This window comes from Arthrobacter humicola (assembly GCF_039531445.1).
Lineage (GTDB): Bacteria > Actinomycetota > Actinomycetes > Actinomycetales > Micrococcaceae > Arthrobacter > Arthrobacter humicola.
In genome coordinates, this window is record NZ_BAAAQB010000041.1 from 158,016 (window position 1) to 175,836 (window position 17,821).

Here is a 17,821-nt window from a genome sequence, read left to right on the forward strand (position 1 = left end):
CGGCGCTTCAGCAGCGGTTCGAGGTCCGCGTCCCGGCCGCGGAAGGCACGGAATGACTCCAGCGGGTCCCGGCTGTTGCCGCGGGAGAGAAGCTCCGCCCGGAAAAAGTTGCCGTTGTCGCGGCTGAGGCCGCCATGTTCCTTGAACCATTCCACGGTGTCGGCGTCCAGGACTTCGCTCCAGATGTAGGAGTAGTAGCCGGCGGCATACCAGCCGCCGGCGAAAATGTGCTGGAAGTAGCCGGTCCGGTAGCGCGGCGGGATCAGGCTGTGCGCGATGCCCGCCGCGGCGAGGGCCTTGGCTTCGAATTCCACGGCATCCTCGGGGATGTCGGAGCCGTCCAGGACATGCCACGCCAGGTCCAGCAGGGCCGCGCCGAGGTATTCCGTGGTGCCGAAGCCCTCGCCCCAGAGCTGCGCGGCGTTGAGTTTGTCCACGGTTTCCTGCGGCAGGGCCTCGCCGGTCGCATGGTGGCGTGCATAGTTGGCCAGGACCTCGGGCCACATGATCCACATTTCGTTGACCTGCGACGGGTATTCCACGAAGTCCCGCGGCACGTTCGTACCGGAGAACCGCGGATAGGTGACGGCGGAGAACAGGCCGTGGAGGGCATGGCCGAACTCGTGGAACGTGGTGCGGAGCTCGTCCGGCGTCAGCAGGGTGGGCTCGCCGCCCGGCGGCTTGGAGATATTGAGGTTGTTGATCACCACCGGGCGGGTGTTCAACAGTCCGGACTGCTCCACGAGGGAGTTCATCCACGCGCCTCCGCGCTTCGTGTCCCGCGTGTAGTAGTCGCCCAGGAACAGGCCCAGGTCCGTGCCGTCGGAATTCTTGACCTCCCAGACCCGCACGTCCGGGTGATAGCCGGCGAGGTCGTCGCGTTCGTGGAAGGTGACACCGTACAAGGCGTTCGCCGCGAAGAACACGCCATCATTCAGGACCCGGTCCAGTTCGAAGTACGGACGCAGGGCCTGCTCGTCCACGGCGTACCTCTCGCGCTTGACCTTGGCCGAGTAGTACGCCCAGTCCCAGGCCTCGAGCGGGTGTCCGGCGGCCTCGGCCAGCGCCTCGGCCTCCGCGTCGGCATTGCGGACGGCGGCAGGGGCCAGCCGGCTCATCATGTCCTGCACGGCCTGAAAGTCCGGTGCCGTCTGCCGGTCCACCGTCAGCTCGGCGAAGTTGGCGAACCCCAGAATGCTCGCCTTCTCGGCGCGGAGCCGGACCATGTCCTTGACCAGGTCGAGCACATCGAAGCTGCCGCCGTCGCTGCCGCGGCCGATCGAGGCCTCGTAGAGCCGCCGGCGGACATCCCGGTTCGAAAGGGCGGCCATGGCGGGCTGGTTGCTGGGCTGGATCAGCGTCAGCAGGAACTTGCCCTCGTGCCCGGCGGTCCGCGCGGCCTCGGCGGCGCTGGCGATGTCGTCGTCGGGCAGGCCGGTGAGGTCGGCGGCGTCATCCAGCAGCAGGGCAGCTGACTTCATGCCTTCCTTGACGCGCTGCCCGAACTCGGTGCCCAGCCTGGCAAGCTCGGCGTTGACGGCCTTGAGCCGCTCCTGGCCGGCGTCGTCGAGCTGGATGCCCGAGGCGCGGAACTCCTTGAGGTATTCCTCCACGAGCCGGGCGGACTCCGCGTCCAGGGCGGTCGTGTCCAGCGCCGCGAAGCGTTCGTAGAGCCCACGGTTGAGGTACACCGCATCCTGGTGGGCGGAGAAGAGCGGGGAGAGGCGGGTCTCGAGATCGCGGATGGCATCTGAGGCGTGCGCGGAAACCAGCGTGAAGAACGAGGCGGCCGCCCGTTCCAGGAGCCGACCGGAACGTTCCATGGCCAAGGCGGTGTTCTCGAAAGACGGCACCGCCGGGTCGGACACGATGGCCTGGATCTCGGCGAGATGCTCGGCCAGTCCGGCCTCAACGGCCTCGGCGTAGTGCGCGTCTTGGATCTGCGCGAAAGGCGGCAGGCCGTAGGGCAGGGTGCTGGGGCTCAGGAGGGGATTGGTCATGAAGCGACTCTTTCATGCAGGACGCGGGTTCTCAACGATCCCTTCAGTGTGTTGTGATTCCGCCCACCGTAGGATGGCCGGCATGGGGAACATCAGTGCCGGTCTGCGCGGCCGGATCGTTGCCGCTGCCTCAGCCGTTGTCCTGGCGGTCTTTTTGGCATCCTGCGTACTCGTCGCCGGACCGGGCGAACCAAGTCCGTCGTCGGCTACCGGCAGTACCGGGGAAGCGGCAGAGGGCGCCGGGCCGCCGTCGGGCACGCCTACGCAGGCACCGACGCCGACGCCGGGGAGGGGTCCCGGCTGTGCGGCCGTCCGCTGCACCTCCGTCCTGGTCACCGGGGACATGCTGGTACACCCCCAGCTCTGGCAGCAAGCCCGAGAGGACGCCCGCGCGTCCGGTGCGGCGGGGCTGGACTTCGGGCCGTTGCTGGAAGGCCAGCGGCGCTACATCGAGCAGAGCGACGTGGCGATCTGCCATCTGGAGACCCCGGTGGCGGGCCCGGACGGACCATTCTCCGGGTATCCCTCCTTCAACGTACCGCCGCAGATTATCCACGCCGTGCGGGGTGTGGGCTATCAGGCGTGCACGACGGCCAGCAACCACGCGGTTGACCGCGGCACCGCTGGCCTCGTCCGCACCCTGGACGCCCTCGACGCCGCCGGGCTGCGGCACACGGGCTCATACCGGACCGAGGCGGAGTCGCAGGGAGTGCTGATCCTGCAGACTCCAGCGGCCAAAATCGCCGTCATCGATGCCACGTACGGCCTCAACGGGCTGCGTGCCGAGCAGTCTTGGCAGGTCGACCTGCTCGATCCGGCCGCAATGATATCCAAGGCGCGCAGGGCCCGGGCATTGGGCGCGGACATCGTGCTGGGGGTCATGCACGCCGGCGATGAGTACTCCAGTGAGCCGAACGCCCAGCAGCGGGAGGTCGCCCATACGCTTGTGGACAGCGGCCAGTTCAGCATGATCTACGGTCACCACAGCCATTCGGTGCTGCCGATCGAGAAGTACAAAGGCACGTGGATTGTGTACGGGCTCGGCAACGGCATCACGGAACTCTCGCCGTCGTTCGTGGTTAACAACGAGGGCCTGTTGGTCCGGGTGCAGTTCAGGCAGGACGCGGCCGGGGCCTGGGCTGCCTCGGACCTGGCCTGGGCGCCGTCGGTGGTAGTCCGCGGACCCTACCGCTGGTGTTCGGTGGCTGCCGACGCGCCGCAGGGCCGTTGCGCAGGTACGGCGGCGGACGCCGCCACGCGCCGGCGCACCACGGCAGTGGTGGAGTCGATGGGCGCCGCGGCGGCGGGCGCTCACGAGCTTATTCTTTCCCGGAAGCCCTAAGCTTGGGCGGCATGGAGATGCTCAACGAACGGCGGCGTACCGTCGCGTCGGACGCGGCTGAGCTGGCCGTGTTCGAGTTTGGCCCGGAACCGGGCCCGGACGTGCCCACCCTGCTCCTGGTTCACGGCTACCCGGACGACCACCGGGTCTTCCTCCCGGCCATCCGCGAGCTGGCACCGACGCATCACGTGGTGGCCTACGACACTCGCAACGCCGGGGCCTCCGCCGTTCACGGCCCCGGCGGGGACTATTCACTGACGGCGCTCGTGGACGACGTCTTCGCCGTGCTGGCCGAGTCGGGCGCCGAGGCGGTCCATCTCGTGGGGCACGACTGGGGGTCGATCCAAGGCTGGGCAGCCGTGCAGGACCCCAGGGCGGCCGGCCGGATCAGCCGCTACACGAGCATTTCCGGCCCCGACCTGGGGCACTTCTCCCGCTGGATCCGGCGGCGCGTCCGGAACCCGCGGGCCTGGCCGGAGCTGGCAGGGCAGCTCCTGCGCAGCTGGTATGTCGGGGCGTTCCTCGTCCCGGTCCTGCCGGAAGCCGCGTGGCGGCTGTTCTTGGCCCGGCGCTACGAAAGGACGGCCAAGCGCGACGTCGGCAATGATCCCGTCCGGGGCCTGGCCCTGTACCGCAGCAACTTCCGCGGCCCGCGGAAACCGGCCGCCCCGGTCCGGGTGACCGTTCCGGTGCAGGTCGTGGTGCCGTTGAAGGACCCGTTTCTGGCGCCGGGCCTCGTCGAGGGGCTCGAAGCGTGGGTGGACGATGTAACAGTCACCAGGGTGGACGGCGGGCACTGGTGGCCCGCCACCCGGCCGGCCGAGTTCGCGGCACTGTTGCGGCAGCCGGGAGCAACGCCTTAGGGCGGCATGGTGATGGCGGGGTTGGCCGGGGACGAAAGATCACCGCGGAACGGGGTGTTCCGCAACGGGATGGAATACGTGACGTGGGGCCGGGGCGCGAAGTCCCTGCTGTTCGTCCAGGGCGGGCCGGGGAGCTCCGTGCCCCGGGGGCTCTTGGGAACCCTGTTCCGGCGGGAGTTTGATGCCTACCTCAAGGCCGGCTACGCCGTCTGGATCGTCGCCCGCCGGCGCAACATGCCGCCGTCGCACACGGTCGCCGACATGGCTGAGGACTACGCGCGGCTGATTGCCGAGGAGTTCGGTGGACGGGTGGACCTGGTGGTGGCCGAATCCTTCGGCGGAATGATCGGGCAGGATCTGGCCGCCTCCCACCCGGAGTCCTTCCGGCACATCGCCTTGGTGGTCACGGGGGCCGAGCTCAGCACGTGGGGCAAGGACGTGGACCACCGGATTGCTGCGGCCGTGATTGGCGGCGATACGGCCGGCGCGGGGACTGCCCTGGCGGAGTACCTCTTCCGCGGTCCGCGCACGCACTGGCTGCGGACGCTGGTAGGACCCGTCGTCGGCAGGCGCGTGATGGGCCGTTCCGGCTGCCCCGCCGCGGACGTGCTGACCGAGGCCCGGGCCGGGTTGGCCTTCGACGCGCGGTCCGTTCTGCCGCTGATCCGGCCGCCTGTCCTGCTTCTCTGCGGCGGCCGGGACGCGTTCTTCCCTCAGGCCGTCATCGAGGAGACCGCGCGTCTGATCCCGGACTGCACCCTCACCGTCTATCAGCGGTGGGGCCATGTCCGGACGGCATCCAGCAGACGGGTGCCCCGGGACGTCCTGGCTTTCGTCCGGGAGTGTTGATAGCAGACCGGCCCGGTGGAGGGCTACGCGAACCAGACCGGCACCCGCCCGAGGGCTACCCGGCGGCGGCCGGCTGTTCGGCGTCGGCGGTGAGGTCGAGGGTCATGAAGACGCTGTGGGGATCGGGCTCGTAGCCGGCGAACGGCGGGCATTCCGCGAAGCCGTGCCGGGTATACAGCCGCCGCGCGGGGGCGAAAAACTCGTGGCTGCCCGTCTCCAGGAACAGCCGACGGTATCCGCTGCTCCGGGCCTCCGCCAGGAGATGGCGGAGCAGCGCCGCGGCGACGCCCTGCCCGCGCGCCGGTTCCGCGGTGCGCATCGACTTGATCTCGCCGTCGCCGGTAGCCAGGTGCTTCATTGCCGCGCAGCCAAGAAGCCGTGAGCCCTCCCGCGCCGTCCAGAAGCTGACACCCGGTCCGGCCAAGGCGGCGGGATCGAGGGCGTGGACGCTCTCCGGCGGGGAGGTCGCGTACATGTCGGCCAGGTGCCCGGCCAGAAGCTGCCGGACGTCCTCCCGCTCGGGGGTGTCCCGCTCAATCAGCATGCCGTCGCCTGCGAAGGAATCAGCGTGGCCGGCGGGCGGCGTGTTCACGCGCCAGTACCGCGTAGGAGTCGTCCGGTGTGCCCGGCGTGAAGCTGCCGTACTTGCGTTCGACGGCGGTCCGGATCAGGAAGTCGGCCAGGGCCGGGTTCTTGGGGAGCAGCGAGCCGTGCAGGTAGCTCGCCACGATGTTGCGGTAGCGGGCGCCTTCCTGGCCGTCGGTGCTGTTGTTGCCGGTGCCTTTGGCCGTGGTTCCGAGCGGCTGCACGCCCGGTCCCAGGGTGGTCTGGCCGCTGTGGTTCTCGTAGCCGAGGATGTTGCCGAACTCGGGGGAGGAGACGGTGACGTTGCCGATCAGGCGTTCGTCGGTGCCGTGGGTCTCCACGTCCAGGATGCCGATGCCGGGGATGACGGAGCCCAGCCGGGTCTTGAAGAACTTCCCGAAGAGCTGGTAGAGCCCGCAGATCACGAGCATCGGGGTGCCGTCCTCGGCCAGTTGCTTCAGCGTGGACTCGCGGGAGAGAAGGTCATCCTGGATGACGAGCTGGCCGCTGTCCTGCCCGCCGCCGCCCACAATGAGGTCCACGTCCGCGGGGAACGGGTCGCCGACGTTGTATTCGAGCAGTTCCGGGGTGTAGCCGTGCCAGCGCAGCCGCTGGGCCAGGACCAGGGCGTTGCCCCAGTCGCCGTAGATGTTCATGTCCCGCGGGTAGAGCTGCAGGACCCGGATGGTTCCCTTTCTCGGGGCGGCGGAGTCTTCGGGCGGGAGCTCGTGCCCGAAGGAGAGCTCGTGCGATTCCGGGGACTGGGGGGTCATGAGACCACCTCCACTGTGGTGATCTTGGACAGCTCGCGGCGGATGGCCAGCATGGCCGTATACGTGCAGAAAACCCGTTTCGGCTTGCCCTGGGCGCCGCGGATGAACGCGGCCAGCGCCGGCGCGATCTCCGTGTCGACGGCGCCGATGGCGACGTCGTCATACTGCAGGCGCAGCGCCATGTCGTAGGCGCGGGAGCCCGTGAGCTGGTCCACGCCGCCATCGCGGAGGGTGTCGAATTCGACGTCCCACAGCCAGGACATGTCCCGGCCGTCGGCGTAGTTGTCGTTGATGGCGATCATCGTGGCGTACCCGGCGGCCGGGAAGGATTTCAGGCCGAGCCGGAAGCCGCTGGGGTTCTTGACCAGCACCAGCTCCAGCGGCAGGCCATCGACCACAAGGCTCTCGCCGCGGCCGAACGCCGGCGCCACCTGGGACAGCGCCGTGAGCAGTCCTGCCTGGTCGGTGCCCGTGCCGCGGGCCCCTGAGATCGCCCGGGCGAGGGTCAGCGCGGCGGCGGCGTTGAAGATGTTGTAGACGCCGCGCAGCTTCATCGCCGTGGTGACCGTCCCGCCGTCGTACTCGAAATCGGCGTCATCGACGCCCACGCGGCGCAGCACGACGTCGGCGGCCGGCCGGGCGGGGGCGGCCGGGACCGGGCTCCCCGGGGCCGCACGCATGTCGTCGTCGTTGGGGAAGGTGCTCAGGAGGGAATCGTCCAGCCCGAAGTAGAGCACCTCCGGCCCGTCCAGGGTCGCCGCGATCCGGGCGACGCGGGGGTCTTCCCGGTTCAGGACAACGGTGCCGGTAGTTTTGGCGGCGATGTGCTGGAGGAGCTCGGCGGTCTTGTCGATCTCGCCGAAGCGGTCCAGCTGGTCCCGGAGGACATTGAGCAGGAGGCTGTAGCGCGGCGGGACCTTGTTCACGAAGTGCACCGCGTGCGCCTCGTCCAGTTCCAGAACCGCGACGTCGGCATCCAGCCGGCCGCGCCAGTCCACCTCGCCCAGGAGCGCCGCCGCCACGCCGCGGGTGAAATTGCTGCCGGTGCGGTTCGTGAAGACCTTCAGTCCCTGGCTCTCCAGCAGTTCCACCACCATCTTCGTGGTGGTCGTCTTCCCGTTCGTGCCACTGACGACGGCGACCCCCAGGGGCAGCGTGGACAGTGTCCGTTGCATGAAGCCGGGATCGATTTTTTCGACCACAAGCCCGGGAAGGGCCGAGCCTCCGCCCCTGAGCCGGGAGACCCGGCGGACGAGCTTGCCGAGCGGAACGCTGAAGTAAAGCATGCTCTGTAATATATCCCAGCAGAGGCATGGAACCCGGACGCCGGGGCCCGTTGCATGCGTCCCCGGCAAGCGCGGCACATTATGCTGTGGGGATGACCACCCCCTCTATTTCCCCTGAATCCCGCGCGGGAACAGGGCTCCGGATCGGCGTCCTGGCGCTTCAGGGCGATTTCCGGGAGCACCTGCATGCCGTTGAGGCCGCCGGCGCCTCGGGCGTAGGGGTCCGTCGCCCCGCCGAACTTGACGGCCTGGACGGACTCATCATCCCCGGCGGCGAGTCGACCACGATCGACAAGCTCTCCAGGATCTTCGGACTCCGCGATCCGCTGCGCGAGCGCATCCGGGCCGGCCTGCCCGTCTACGGCTCCTGCGCCGGCATGATCCTGCTCGCGGACGAGATCGCGGACCCCGCGACGGATCTCGCCGGGAACCCGCAGCAGACCTTCGGCGGGCTCGACATCACCGTCCGCCGCAACGCCTTCGGCCGGCAGCGGGAGTCCTTCGAGACGGACCTCGACTTCAAAGGGCTGAAGTTCAGCGCCGACGCCGGCGCCGTGGCTCCGGTCCACGCCGTCTTCATCCGCGGTCCCTGGGTGGAGCGCGTCGGCGAGGGCGTCGAAGTCCTGGCCCAGGTGGAACCCTCCAAAGCCGGCCACCCCGAGTCGTTGGACGGGACGGCTAGAATTGTTGCTGTGCGTTCCGGCCAGCTGCTGGCGACCTCCTTCCACCCGGAAGTGACAGGGGAAAAACGCGTGCACGAACTGTTTATTCGAATGATCAGAGGAGAAGCGTAAAGCATGTCAGGCCACTCCAAATGGGCGACGACCAAGCATAAGAAGGCCATCCTCGATAGCCGTCGGGCCAAGTCCTTCGCCAAGCTGATCAAGAACATCGAAGTCGCCGCGCGCATGGGCGGCCCGGACCTTGCCGGCAACCCGAGCCTGGAACTCGCTGTCACCAAGGCCAAGAAGACCTCGGTGCCTGCTGACAACATCGACCGCGCCATCAAGCGCGGAGCCGGCCTCACCGGCGAGGTCGTCGACTACACCGAGATCATGTACGAGTGCCGCGGCCCGCAGGGTTCCGCACTGCTGATCGAGTGCCTCACGGACAACAAGAACCGCGCTGCCTCCGAGGTCCGCCTCGCCATCTCCCGCAACGGCGGCACGATCGCCGACCCCGGTTCGGTCAGTTACCTCTTCAGCCGCAAGGGCGTCGTCTCGCTGCCGAAGAACGGCCTGAGCGAGGACGACGTCCTGATGGCGGTCCTCGACGCCGGTGCCGAGGAAGTCAAGGACAACGGCGACAGCTTCGAGATCCACTCCGAGCCCACCGACCTGCAGGCCATCCGTGACGCACTCAAGGAAGCGGGAATCGAATACGACACCGACGAGGCCGAGTTCGTGCCCTCGATGCAGGTGCCGCTGGACCTCGACGCCGCCAAGAAGTTCATGAAGCTCGTCGATGCCCTGGAGGAACTCGACGACGTCCAGAACGTCTACAGCAACGCCGACCTCAGCGACGAAGTGCAGGCCGCACTGGAAGCCGAGTGACCCTGTCACGTCGCCGTGATGTTGAGGCCCGGTCTTGACGGCCCCGGCGTGACGCTGCGCGTCCTGGGCGTTGACCCGGGCCTCACCCGCTGCGGCATCGGTGTGGTTGATGTCGAAAAGAACCGGCGCGCCACGATGGTGGCGTTCGGCGTCGTGGGAACCTCGCCCGAGGAGAGCCTGGACCAGCGGCTGCTCGTCATCGCGACCTCGATCGACGAGTGGCTGGACACGTACGAACCGCACGTCCTCGCCGTTGAGCGGGTCTTCTCCCAGCTCAACGTCAGCACCGTCATGGGGGTGGCCCAGGCCTCCGGCGTGGTCATCGCGGCCGCCGCGCGCCGCGGCATCCCGGTGGCGCTGCACACGCCGTCGGAAGTCAAGGCCGCCGTCACGGGAAGCGGTACCTCCAACAAGGACGCCGTCACCAAGCTGGTGACCAAGATCCTCCGGCTGGATGCGCCGCCGCGCCCGGCCGACGCCGCCGACGCCCTCGCCCTGGCCATCACCCACGCCTGGCGTGCCGGGAACGGCACTTCCACCAAGGATGCAGTGACTACGGGGCCGGGCAGCCAGTCCCTCACCCCGGCCCAGCGTGCATGGGCCGACGCCGAGGCAAAAGCGCGCCGTGCGCGCTGAATGTCCGCGCCGCTTGCTACGCTATTCGTAGATATGTTCGGATAACCGGGTCGCCCTTCTTTATTTGCCCGGTTTCGCTGTAACCCCAGGAGCCCGGCTTTGATCAGTTTTCTTCGCGGAACCGTAGCGCATGTTGGCCTGTCCTCCGCCGTGATCGACCTCAACGGGGCCGGCATGAGCGTCAACGCCACGCCGCAGACCCTCAGCAGCCTCCGGGTGGGGGACGAAGGCAAGCTGTTCACGTCCCTGATCGTGCGCGAGGACTCGCTGACGCTCTTCGGCTTCGCGAGCGACGACGAGCGGGAAGTGTTCGATGTCCTGCTCAGCGTCAGCGGCGTCGGACCCCGCCTCGCACTGGCCGTGCTGGCCGTCCACGAACCCGAAGCCATCCGGGTGGCCGCCCACTCCGGCGACGGCAAGGCCTTCACGAAGGTCCCGGGCATCGGACCCAAGGTGGCCGGCCGGATTGTGCTGGAACTCGCCGGCAAGCTCGTACCGCACGGCACCGCGGGTGCGTCGGTCCCGTCGGTGTCCGCCGAGTCCGTCTGGAAGCCGCAGGTCATCGCGGCGATGACCAGCCTTGGCTGGTCCGAAAAGGATGCCGCCGCCAGCATCGACAAATCGCTCGCCGATTCCCCCGATCTGGCCGCCAACGGCAACGTGGCGGAAATCCTCCGCGCAACCCTGCGGTGGCTGGGCCAGGACGGCGCCCGCGCCGGGAACCGGGTAGGCGCGCGTGGCTGAGCCGTCGATTGTCACCGGGGGAGAGGAGCCGGAGGAGCGCGCCATCGAAGCCGCGCTGCGGCCCAAGAACCTCCACGACTTCGTCGGCCAGCACCGCGTCCGGAAGCAGTTGTCCCTCGTCTTGGAAGCCTCGCGCATGCGCGGCCGCAGCGCGGACCACGTGTTGCTCTCGGGTCCGCCGGGCCTGGGCAAGACGACGCTGTCCATGATCATCGCCGCCGAAATGAACGTACCGCTGCGGATCAGCAGCGGGCCGGCCATCCAGCACGCCGGCGACCTCGCGGCCATCCTGTCTTCGCTCTCCGAGGGCGAAGTCCTGTTCCTCGACGAAATCCACCGCATGTCCCGGCCGGCAGAGGAAATGCTGTACATGGCCATGGAGGACTTCCGCGTCGACATCGTCGTCGGCAAGGGCGCCGGCGCCACCGCGATCCCGCTGGAGCTGCCGCCTTTCACCCTGGTCGGAGCCACCACGCGAGCCGGCCTGCTTCCCGGGCCGTTGCGTGACCGCTTCGGATTCACCGGCCACCTCGAGTTCTACTCCGTCGAGGAGCTGGAACTCGTCCTGCGCCGTTCGGCCGGGCTGCTGGATTTGAAGGTCAACTCGGCAGGATTCAGCGAGATCGCCGGACGGTCCCGGGGCACGCCGCGCATCGCCAACCGGCTCCTGCGGCGGGTCCGGGACTGGGCGCTCGTGCACGGCATCGAACAAATCGATGCCCGGGCGGCGTCCGCGGCCCTGGACATGTACGAGGTGGACAAGCGTGGCCTGGACCGGTTGGACCGTGCTGTCCTGGAAGCCCTCATTACTAAGTTCGGCGGCGGGCCCGTGGGCCTGTCCACCCTCGCGATCGCCGTCGGCGAGGAAACCGAGACCGTGGAAACGGTCGCCGAGCCCTACCTCGTTCGCGAGGGGCTGTTGGGCCGGACCCCGCGGGGCCGCATTGCCCTGGCGCCGGCATGGACCCACTTGGGCTTCGCCGTTCCCGCCGGCGTCTTCGGACAGGACCCGCTGGAATTGTTCCAGACTGACGAGCCGGACGACGGCGCGCAGGGGGAGCCCGGCGCCGACATCGCTGAGGAAACAGCTCCGGAGCGGATCCGAAATAGCCGCTAACACCCTTCCTCCAGCTTTTCCCTTTAGACTGGTATGACGCTCGGCACGTTCGGGTCTTGTTTCCGTGGGCGGAGAGCAGGTAGCCGCCGGCGGTTGGGGGATGGTCTCTCTGCCAGCTTGCTGTGCAGGCCTCTGCCGCGCCGCCCGGAGCAAACGGACGTTGCTGAAAAACAGCTATGCAAGTACAGAACGGAACTTTCCCCTTGGATCCAATGACTATTCTCCTGTTCGTCATGCTCGGCGTGTTCGTCTTTATGATGTTCCGCCGCAACAAGAAGACGCAGCAGCAGCAGGCGGAGCTCCAGTCGAAGTTCGGCCCCGGTGTCGAGGTCATGACGAGCTTCGGACTGTTCGGCCGGATCGTCGACATCAATGAAGCGGAGAACAAGGTCACGCTGGAACTCTCCCCGGGCAACACCGCCACCGTGCACCGCCAGTCCGTCACCAAGATTGTGGAGCCGGTTGTTGCAGCCGAAGAGCCGACGGTTGTTCCGGACGACGCATCCTCGCTGACCCTTGACAAGCCGGACGCTGAGACGCCGGAAAACGCTGCCCCTTTCAACGAGCCGGCCGGCATCGAAACTCCCGAGGAAACCCTGCGCCGCCTCAACGACGAAGGTAAGAAAGACAGCTAGTCTGCCTACCTGAGCTATCCCGCGAAGCAACGGTTGCGGGCATCCGTCGTCGGGGGCCAAGTGCCCGCGCCGGCGGATCCGCCGTAAATAATAGAAAGATCGACAATGGCACGAACTGGCCCCAAAAACTCAGCCATCAGGATGCTGGTCTGGCTCGGCGTAATCATCGCCGCCATGACGGCCGTCCTGGCGGGCGGCACGATTGCCGGCCAGGCCAGCTGGGCTCCCAAGCTCGCCCTGGACCTTGAAGGCGGCACCCAGATGATCCTGGCGCCCAAGGTTGAGGGCGGTTCGGGCATTACCGAAGATCAGCTCAACCAGGCCGTGGCGATCATCCGTCAGCGCGTGGACGGCTCGGGCGTCGCGGAAGCGGAAATCAGCACGCAGTCCGGCCGCAACGTCGTGGTCAGCCTCCCGGGAACTCCTGCCAAGGAAACCCGCGCCCTGATCCAGGCTTCCGCCGACATGAACTTCCGCCCCGTTATCCAGGCTGGCCCCGGCGCAGCGGTCCCCGAGGCATCCCGGACCCCGGACGCGCAGCTGCCCAAGCCGACGGCCGCGCCTGCCAACAGCAGCGACGAGAACTGGGTTACCCCCGAGATCTACAAGCAGTTCGAGGCGCTCGACTGTGACAACCCCTCGCAGGACAAGCAGCAGCGCTCCGACCCGACGAAGCCGCTGGTGACCTGCCAGCCGGCCTCGGCGAAGTCGCCGGCGATCAAGTACATCCTCGGTCCGGTGGAAGTCAAGGGCTCGAACATCAAGTCCTCCTCGTTCCAGCTGCAGCGCGGCGCCCAGGGTGCCGTGACCAACGAATGGGCCGTCAACATCCAGTTCGATGATGAGGGTACCGCCAAGTTCAAGGACGTCACCCAGCGCCTGTACCAGTTCTATGCCGCCGGCGGCGGTGAGTCGGGCTCGGATCCGAAGTCCCAGTTCGCCATCGTCCTAGACGACCAGGTCATCTCCGCCCCGCGTTCCCTGGCTGTCATCACCGATGGCCGCCCGCAGATCACCGGCGGCTTCACGGAGGATTCCGCGAAGGCCCTCTCCGACCAGCTCCGTTTCGGCGCCCTGCCGATCAGCTTCGAAATCCAAAGCGAACAGCAGATCTCCGCAACCCTTGGCGGGGAGCAGCTCCGCATGGGCATGCTCGCCGGCCTTATCGGGCTCCTCCTGGTCGCCGTCTACTCGCTGTTCCAGTACCGGGCCCTGGGCTTCGTGACGCTGGCGTCCCTCGTGATCGCCGGTGTGCTCACGTTCCTGGCCATCGCCATCCTGGGCTGGACCGAAAACTACCGGCTTTCGCTCGCCGGCGTCGCCGGTCTGATCGTGGCCATCGGCCAAACGGCCGACTCGTTCATCGTCTACTTCGAACGCATCCGAGATGAGCTCCGCGAAGGCCGCGGCCTGGTCTCGGCAGTGGAGAACGGCTGGAAGCGGGCCAAACGCACCATCCTCGCGTCAAAGGCCGTGAACCTCCTCGCTGCCGTGGTGCTGTTCTTCGTGGCCGTGGGCAACGTCCGCGGCTTCGCCTTCACCCTGGGTCTCACCGCGATCGCCGACCTCATCGTCGTCTTCATGTTCACGCACCCCACCCTGCAGCTTCTGGCCCGGACCAAGTTCTTCGGCGAGGGCCACAGGTTCTCGGGTCTGGATCCAAAGCGCCTGGGCGCTGTGCCGCTCTACCGCGGGGCCGGCCGGATCCGTACTCCGGAAGACAAGCCAGTGGCGGTGGTGCGCGCGAAGAACACGGGTGCAGCCGCAGAGGCCGAGCGCCGGATGACTATCGCAGAACGCCGCCTCGCCGAAAAGCAGGAACAGGCACAACAGGCACAGCTCGCCGGTACCTCCAAGAGCGCGTCCAAGGAGGGCAAGTAAATGGTCAACTTCTCAACGTTCGGCAATGAGCTCTACACGGGCAAACGCTCGTATGACTTCGTCGGCTACCGGAAGATCTGGTTCCTGATTGCCGGGGTCGCCATCGCCCTGTCCATCCTGATTCCGGTTGCCAAGGGCGGCTTCAACCTCGGCATCGAATTCCGTGGCGGCTCCGAGTTCACGGTGTCCAACGTCCAGAACACGGATGCGTCCCGCGGCGAGAAAGCCGTCAAGGACGTCGTGTCGGGGTCCGTGCCACGCGTGGCCAACGTCGCCGGCAACACCATGCGCATCCAGACGGACAAGCTGTCCGATGACGAGACGCTGCAGATCAAGGAAGGCCTGACCAAGGCCTACGGCGTGACAGACAACGAGGTGACGTCGACCTTCGTCGGCCCCACCTGGGGCGCCGACGTCACCAAGCAGGCCCTCATGGGCCTGGCGATCTTCGTCGGCCTCGCCGCCGTCCTGATGGCGCTCTACTTCCGGACCTGGAAGATGTCGCTCTCGGCACTAGCCGGCATGGCTGTCACGTTGTTCGTGACCGCCGGCGTCTACGCGCTCAGCGACTTCGAGGTGACGCCGTCGGCCATCATCGGCTTCCTGACCGTTCTCAGCTACTCGCTGTACGACACCGTGGTGGTGTTCGACAAGATTCGGGAGAACACCTCGGACATGCAGGCCTCCACCCGGAGGACCTTCGCCGAAGAGGTCAACCTGGCCATCAACCAGACCCTGGTCCGCTCCATCAACACCATGGTGGTAGCCATCCTTCCGGTCGCCGCCATCCTCTTCATCGGCGCCGGTCTGCTGGGCGCCGGGACCCTGCGGGACCTGTCCCTGGCGCTGTTCGTGGGCATCCTGGTCGGCACCGCCGCCACGATCTTCATCGCGGCGCCGCTGTACGCCGCGTTGCGGCAGGGCGAACCTGAACTGGTCAAGCAGGCCAAGCGGGTGGAACAGCGGCGCGCGGAAGCGGCCGCCAAGACCGCCGCGCAGGAATCCGCGGCCACCGCCTAGGCAGAGGCTCAAGTGCACCACCGGCGGGCCGGAGAACGTCCTTGGGGACGACCTCCGGCCCGCCGCCGTATCCGGGCCGGTTATCGAAGTATCCTGCTGCGGGAATACACTTGAATAATTAACCGGTCGCGAGAGGTGTTCCATTGGAAGAACGTTCGACGCCGGTGCCGGAGGCACCTGCGGGCAAGGGCCAAGGCCAGAGTTCTCAAACTGGCCTTGTGGCTCCCGGACGTCCTGATGTTCCCGTGCCGGTCGATAATTCGGGCGCCCGGCCCACGTTCCCCGGACGGCGTGAACGCACGAGGTCACGCCTTGCCCGACTGACGGGCCGCGGAGCCCCCGCCTACTCTCCGATCCTGGAGCCGTTGCTGCGCACCGTCCGGGCCAACAACCCCAAAGAAGACTTCGACCTGATCCAGCGCGCCTTTGTGGTGGCTGAGCGCTGCCACCGTGGCCAGAAGCGCAAGAGCGGGGACCCGTACATTACGCACCCGGTGGCGGTGGCCACCATCCTCGCCGAGCTCGGCCTCAGCGGCACGACGCTGGCCGCAGCCCTGCTGCACGACACCGTTGAGGACACGTCCTACACGCTGGCCGACCTCAAGGCCGAGTTCGGCCCGGAAGTGGCCATGCTGGTGGACGGCGTGACCAAGCTGGACAAGGTGAGCTTCGGTGAGGCGGCCCAGTCCGAGACTGTCCGCAAGATGGTCGTCGCGATGGCCAAGGACATCCGCGTCCTGATGATCAAACTCGCCGACCGGCTCCACAATGCCCGTACGTGGCGCTTCGTCTCGGCCGAGTCTTCGGCGCGCAAGGCCCGCGAAACCCTGGAAATCTTCGCCCCGCTGGCCCACCGGCTCGGCATGAACACCATCAAATGGGAACTGGAGGATCTCTCCTTCGCCGCCCTCTACCCCAAGGTGTACGAGGAAATCGTGCGCATGGTGGGGGACCGGACCCCGGAGCGCGAGAAGAACCTGGCCGTCATCCGCAACCAGATCACCGAGGACCTCCGCGCGGCAAAGATCAAGGCAACGATCACCGGACGGCCCAAGCACTACTACTCGATCTACCAGAAGATGATCGTCCGCGATAAGGACTTCGACGACATCAACGACCTCATGGGCGTGCGTGTGCTGGTCGATTCGGTCCGGGACTGTTACGCGGCCCTGGGCGCGATGCACTCTCGCTGGAACCCCCTCCCGGGGCGGTTCAAGGACTACATTGCGATGCCGAAGTTCAACATGTACCAGTCCCTGCACACTACGGTGATCGGTCCGGGCGGCAAGCCCGTTGAAATCCAGATCCGGACCCACGAGATGCACCGGCGGGCCGAGTACGGTGTGGCCGCCCACTGGAAGTACAAGGACCAGCCGAACCGGACGGCCGCGGGCCCCGGCAGCCCGCGCGACGGCGACATGGGCTGGCTGCGCTCCCTCGTGGACTGGCAGCAGGAAACCTCGGACCCTGGCGAGTTCCTCGACTCCCTGCGCTTTGAGATCAACGCCCGCGAGGTGTTTGTTTTCACCCCCAAGGGTGAGGTCATGGCCCTGCCTGCCGGCTCCACCCCGGTGGACTTTGCCTACGCCGTGCACACCGAAGTTGGTCACCGGACCATTGGCGCACGCGTCAACGGCAAGCTCGTCCCGCTCAACAGCGAACTGAACCATGGCGACTGGGTGGAGATCTTCACCTCCAAGGCGGAGGGCGCCGGGCCCAGCCAGGACTGGCAGCACTTCGTCAAGAGCGCCCGGGCCCGGAACAAGATCCGGCAGTGGTTCAGCAAGGAACGCCGCGAGGAAGCGATTGACCGCGGCAAGGACCTGCTGACCAAGGCGATGCGCAAGCAGAACCTTCCGCTGCAGCGGCTCATGACCCACGATGCCCTGGCGGCAATCGCGGAGGACTTCAAGTACGCGGACATCTCCGGGCTTTACGCCGGCGTGGGCGACGGCCACACGTCCGCGCAGTCCGTCATGGAGCGGCTCGTGGAGAGCCTTGGCGGGAACGAGCACCCGGACGATGACCTTGCCGAGGTCTCCATCCCCACGCAGGTCAGCAAGGCCCGTTTCTCCGACTCCGGTGTTGTTGTCCGCGGCGTGGACGACGTCTGGGTGAAGCTGGCCCGGTGCTGCACGCCGGTCCCGCCGGATCCGATCCTGGGCTTCGTCACGCGCGGCTCCGGAGTCTCGGTTCACCGGACCGACTGCACCAACGTCAGCGGCCTGATGGACCAGCCGGACAGGATCGTGGAAGTGGACTGGGCGCCGACCCAATCCAGCGTGTTCCTGGTGGAGATCCAGGTCGAGGCGCTGGACCGCAAGTCGCTGCTCTCCGACGTCACCCGTGTGCTTTCGGAAAACCACGTCAACATTCTGGCGGCGAGCGTCCACACCTCCACGGACCGGGTGGCGATCTCCAAGTTTGCCTTCGAGATGGGCGACCCGAAGTACCTCAGCCACGTGCTCAGTGCCGTCCGTCGGATCGACGGTGTCTTCGACGTGTACCGCACCACCGGCAACCGCCGCCGGAGCTAA

The 17,821-nt window shown here is 67.4% G+C and carries 16 protein-coding genes; 12 read left to right on the top strand and 4 right to left on the bottom strand.

All coding sequences use genetic code 11. The annotated features are described in order from the left end of the window. The coding region (locus tag ABD243_RS17375; protein ID WP_344367624.1) for a M3 family metallopeptidase at positions 1-2,000 on the bottom strand (2,000 nt) is incomplete at its 3' end. A gap of 82 nt (positions 2,001-2,082) precedes the next feature. On the opposite strand from ABD243_RS17375, the gene ABD243_RS17380 reads away from it, so the two are divergent. From ABD243_RS17380 to ABD243_RS17390, 3 genes are all read left to right on the top strand, one after another. Further along, positions 2,083-3,342 carry a CapA family protein gene (locus tag ABD243_RS17380; RefSeq protein WP_344367625.1) on the top strand — a complete coding sequence of 420 codons (1,260 nt, stop codon included), beginning with the start codon at positions 2,083-2,085 and terminating at the stop codon, positions 3,340-3,342. Between the two features lie 11 nt (positions 3,343-3,353). Beyond that, positions 3,354-4,205, top strand: coding sequence for an alpha/beta fold hydrolase (locus tag ABD243_RS17385; protein ID WP_344367626.1), 852 nt, complete (start codon positions 3,354-3,356; stop codon positions 4,203-4,205). Positions 4,206-4,283: 78 nt separating this feature from the next. Continuing rightward, positions 4,284-5,054 carry an alpha/beta fold hydrolase gene (locus ABD243_RS17390; protein ID WP_344367627.1) on the top strand — a complete coding sequence of 257 codons (771 nt, stop codon included), beginning with the start codon at positions 4,284-4,286 and terminating at the stop codon, positions 5,052-5,054. A 55-nt stretch (positions 5,055-5,109) separates the two neighbouring features. On the opposite strand, the gene ABD243_RS17395 is transcribed toward ABD243_RS17390, so the two are convergent. From ABD243_RS17395 to ABD243_RS17405, 3 genes are read right to left on the bottom strand one after another with little or no spacing between them, the layout of a single operon-like run. Beyond that, on the bottom strand, positions 5,110-5,598 hold the full coding sequence (locus ABD243_RS17395; RefSeq protein WP_344368075.1) for a GNAT family N-acetyltransferase: 489 nt from the start codon (positions 5,596-5,598) through the stop codon (positions 5,110-5,112). A gap of 19 nt (positions 5,599-5,617) precedes the next feature. Beyond that, positions 5,618-6,412, bottom strand: a complete 795-nt coding sequence (locus ABD243_RS17400) for a type 1 glutamine amidotransferase (protein WP_344367628.1) — start codon at positions 6,410-6,412, stop codon at positions 5,618-5,620. Continuing rightward, a complete protein-coding gene (locus ABD243_RS17405; RefSeq protein ID WP_116767978.1) occupies positions 6,409-7,698 on the bottom strand; it encodes a Mur ligase family protein in 1,290 nt (429 codons plus the stop codon). Before ABD243_RS17405 ends, ABD243_RS17400 begins: the two co-directional genes overlap by 4 nt. Positions 7,699-7,790: 92 nt before the next feature. On the opposite strand from ABD243_RS17405, the gene pdxT reads away from it, so the two are divergent. From pdxT to ABD243_RS17450, 9 genes are all read left to right on the top strand, one after another. Beyond that, entirely contained in the window at positions 7,791-8,492 is a 702-nt protein-coding gene (pdxT, locus tag ABD243_RS17410; RefSeq protein WP_344367630.1) for a pyridoxal 5'-phosphate synthase glutaminase subunit PdxT, read from the top strand. 3 nt (positions 8,493-8,495) lie between these two features. Next, positions 8,496-9,251 carry a YebC/PmpR family DNA-binding transcriptional regulator gene (locus ABD243_RS17415; RefSeq protein ID WP_091252341.1) on the top strand — a complete coding sequence of 252 codons (756 nt, stop codon included), beginning with the start codon at positions 8,496-8,498 and terminating at the stop codon, positions 9,249-9,251. A 48-nt stretch (positions 9,252-9,299) separates the two neighbouring features. Further along, positions 9,300-9,887, top strand: coding sequence for a crossover junction endodeoxyribonuclease RuvC (gene ruvC, locus ABD243_RS17420; RefSeq protein ID WP_091252422.1), 588 nt, complete (start codon positions 9,300-9,302; stop codon positions 9,885-9,887). 99 nt (positions 9,888-9,986) lie between these two features. Continuing rightward, entirely contained in the window at positions 9,987-10,631 is a 645-nt protein-coding gene (gene ruvA, locus ABD243_RS17425; protein ID WP_344367631.1) for a Holliday junction branch migration protein RuvA, read from the top strand. Next, positions 10,624-11,748, top strand: coding sequence for a Holliday junction branch migration DNA helicase RuvB (gene ruvB, locus ABD243_RS17430; RefSeq protein ID WP_344367632.1), 1,125 nt, complete (start codon positions 10,624-10,626; stop codon positions 11,746-11,748). Before ruvA ends, ruvB begins: the two co-directional genes overlap by 8 nt. A gap of 212 nt (positions 11,749-11,960) precedes the next feature. Further along, positions 11,961-12,383 carry a preprotein translocase subunit YajC gene (gene yajC, locus ABD243_RS17435; RefSeq protein WP_344367633.1) on the top strand — a complete coding sequence of 141 codons (423 nt, stop codon included), beginning with the start codon at positions 11,961-11,963 and terminating at the stop codon, positions 12,381-12,383. A 105-nt stretch (positions 12,384-12,488) separates the two neighbouring features. Continuing rightward, positions 12,489-14,264: a protein translocase subunit SecD gene (gene secD / locus ABD243_RS17440; RefSeq protein ID WP_116767984.1), complete on the top strand. Its 1,776-nt coding sequence runs from the start codon at positions 12,489-12,491 to the stop codon at positions 14,262-14,264. Then, a complete protein-coding gene (gene secF, locus ABD243_RS17445) occupies positions 14,265-15,284 on the top strand; it encodes a protein translocase subunit SecF (RefSeq protein WP_344367634.1) in 1,020 nt (339 codons plus the stop codon). A gap of 245 nt (positions 15,285-15,529) precedes the next feature. Beyond that, positions 15,530-17,821 (top strand): RelA/SpoT family protein, encoded by a 2,292-nt coding sequence (locus tag ABD243_RS17450; RefSeq protein WP_254788388.1) that lies wholly within the window; start codon positions 15,530-15,532, stop codon positions 17,819-17,821.

Bases quoted from the DNA above. Each gene is read 5' to 3' on its own strand.
- ABD243_RS17380 (WP_344367625.1), top strand. From the start codon at position 2,083: ATGGGGAACATCAGTGCCGGTCTGCGCGGCCGGATCGTTGCCGCTGCC.
- ABD243_RS17385 (WP_344367626.1), top strand. From the start codon at position 3,354: ATGGAGATGCTCAACGAACGGCGGCGTACCGTCGCGTCGGACGCGGCT.
- ABD243_RS17395 (WP_344368075.1), bottom strand. From the start codon at position 5,598: ATGCTGATTGAGCGGGACACCCCCGAGCGGGAGGACGTCCGGCAGCTT.
- ABD243_RS17400 (WP_344367628.1), bottom strand. From the start codon at position 6,412: ATGACCCCCCAGTCCCCGGAATCGCACGAGCTCTCCTTCGGGCACGAG.
- ABD243_RS17405 (WP_116767978.1), bottom strand. From the start codon at position 7,698: ATGCTTTACTTCAGCGTTCCGCTCGGCAAGCTCGTCCGCCGGGTCTCC.
- pdxT (WP_344367630.1), top strand. From the start codon at position 7,791: ATGACCACCCCCTCTATTTCCCCTGAATCCCGCGCGGGAACAGGGCTC.
- ABD243_RS17415 (WP_091252341.1), top strand. From the start codon at position 8,496: ATGTCAGGCCACTCCAAATGGGCGACGACCAAGCATAAGAAGGCCATC.
- yajC (WP_344367633.1), top strand. From the start codon at position 11,961: ATGACTATTCTCCTGTTCGTCATGCTCGGCGTGTTCGTCTTTATGATG.
- secD (WP_116767984.1), top strand. From the start codon at position 12,489: ATGGCACGAACTGGCCCCAAAAACTCAGCCATCAGGATGCTGGTCTGG.
- secF (WP_344367634.1), top strand. From the start codon at position 14,265: ATGGTCAACTTCTCAACGTTCGGCAATGAGCTCTACACGGGCAAACGC.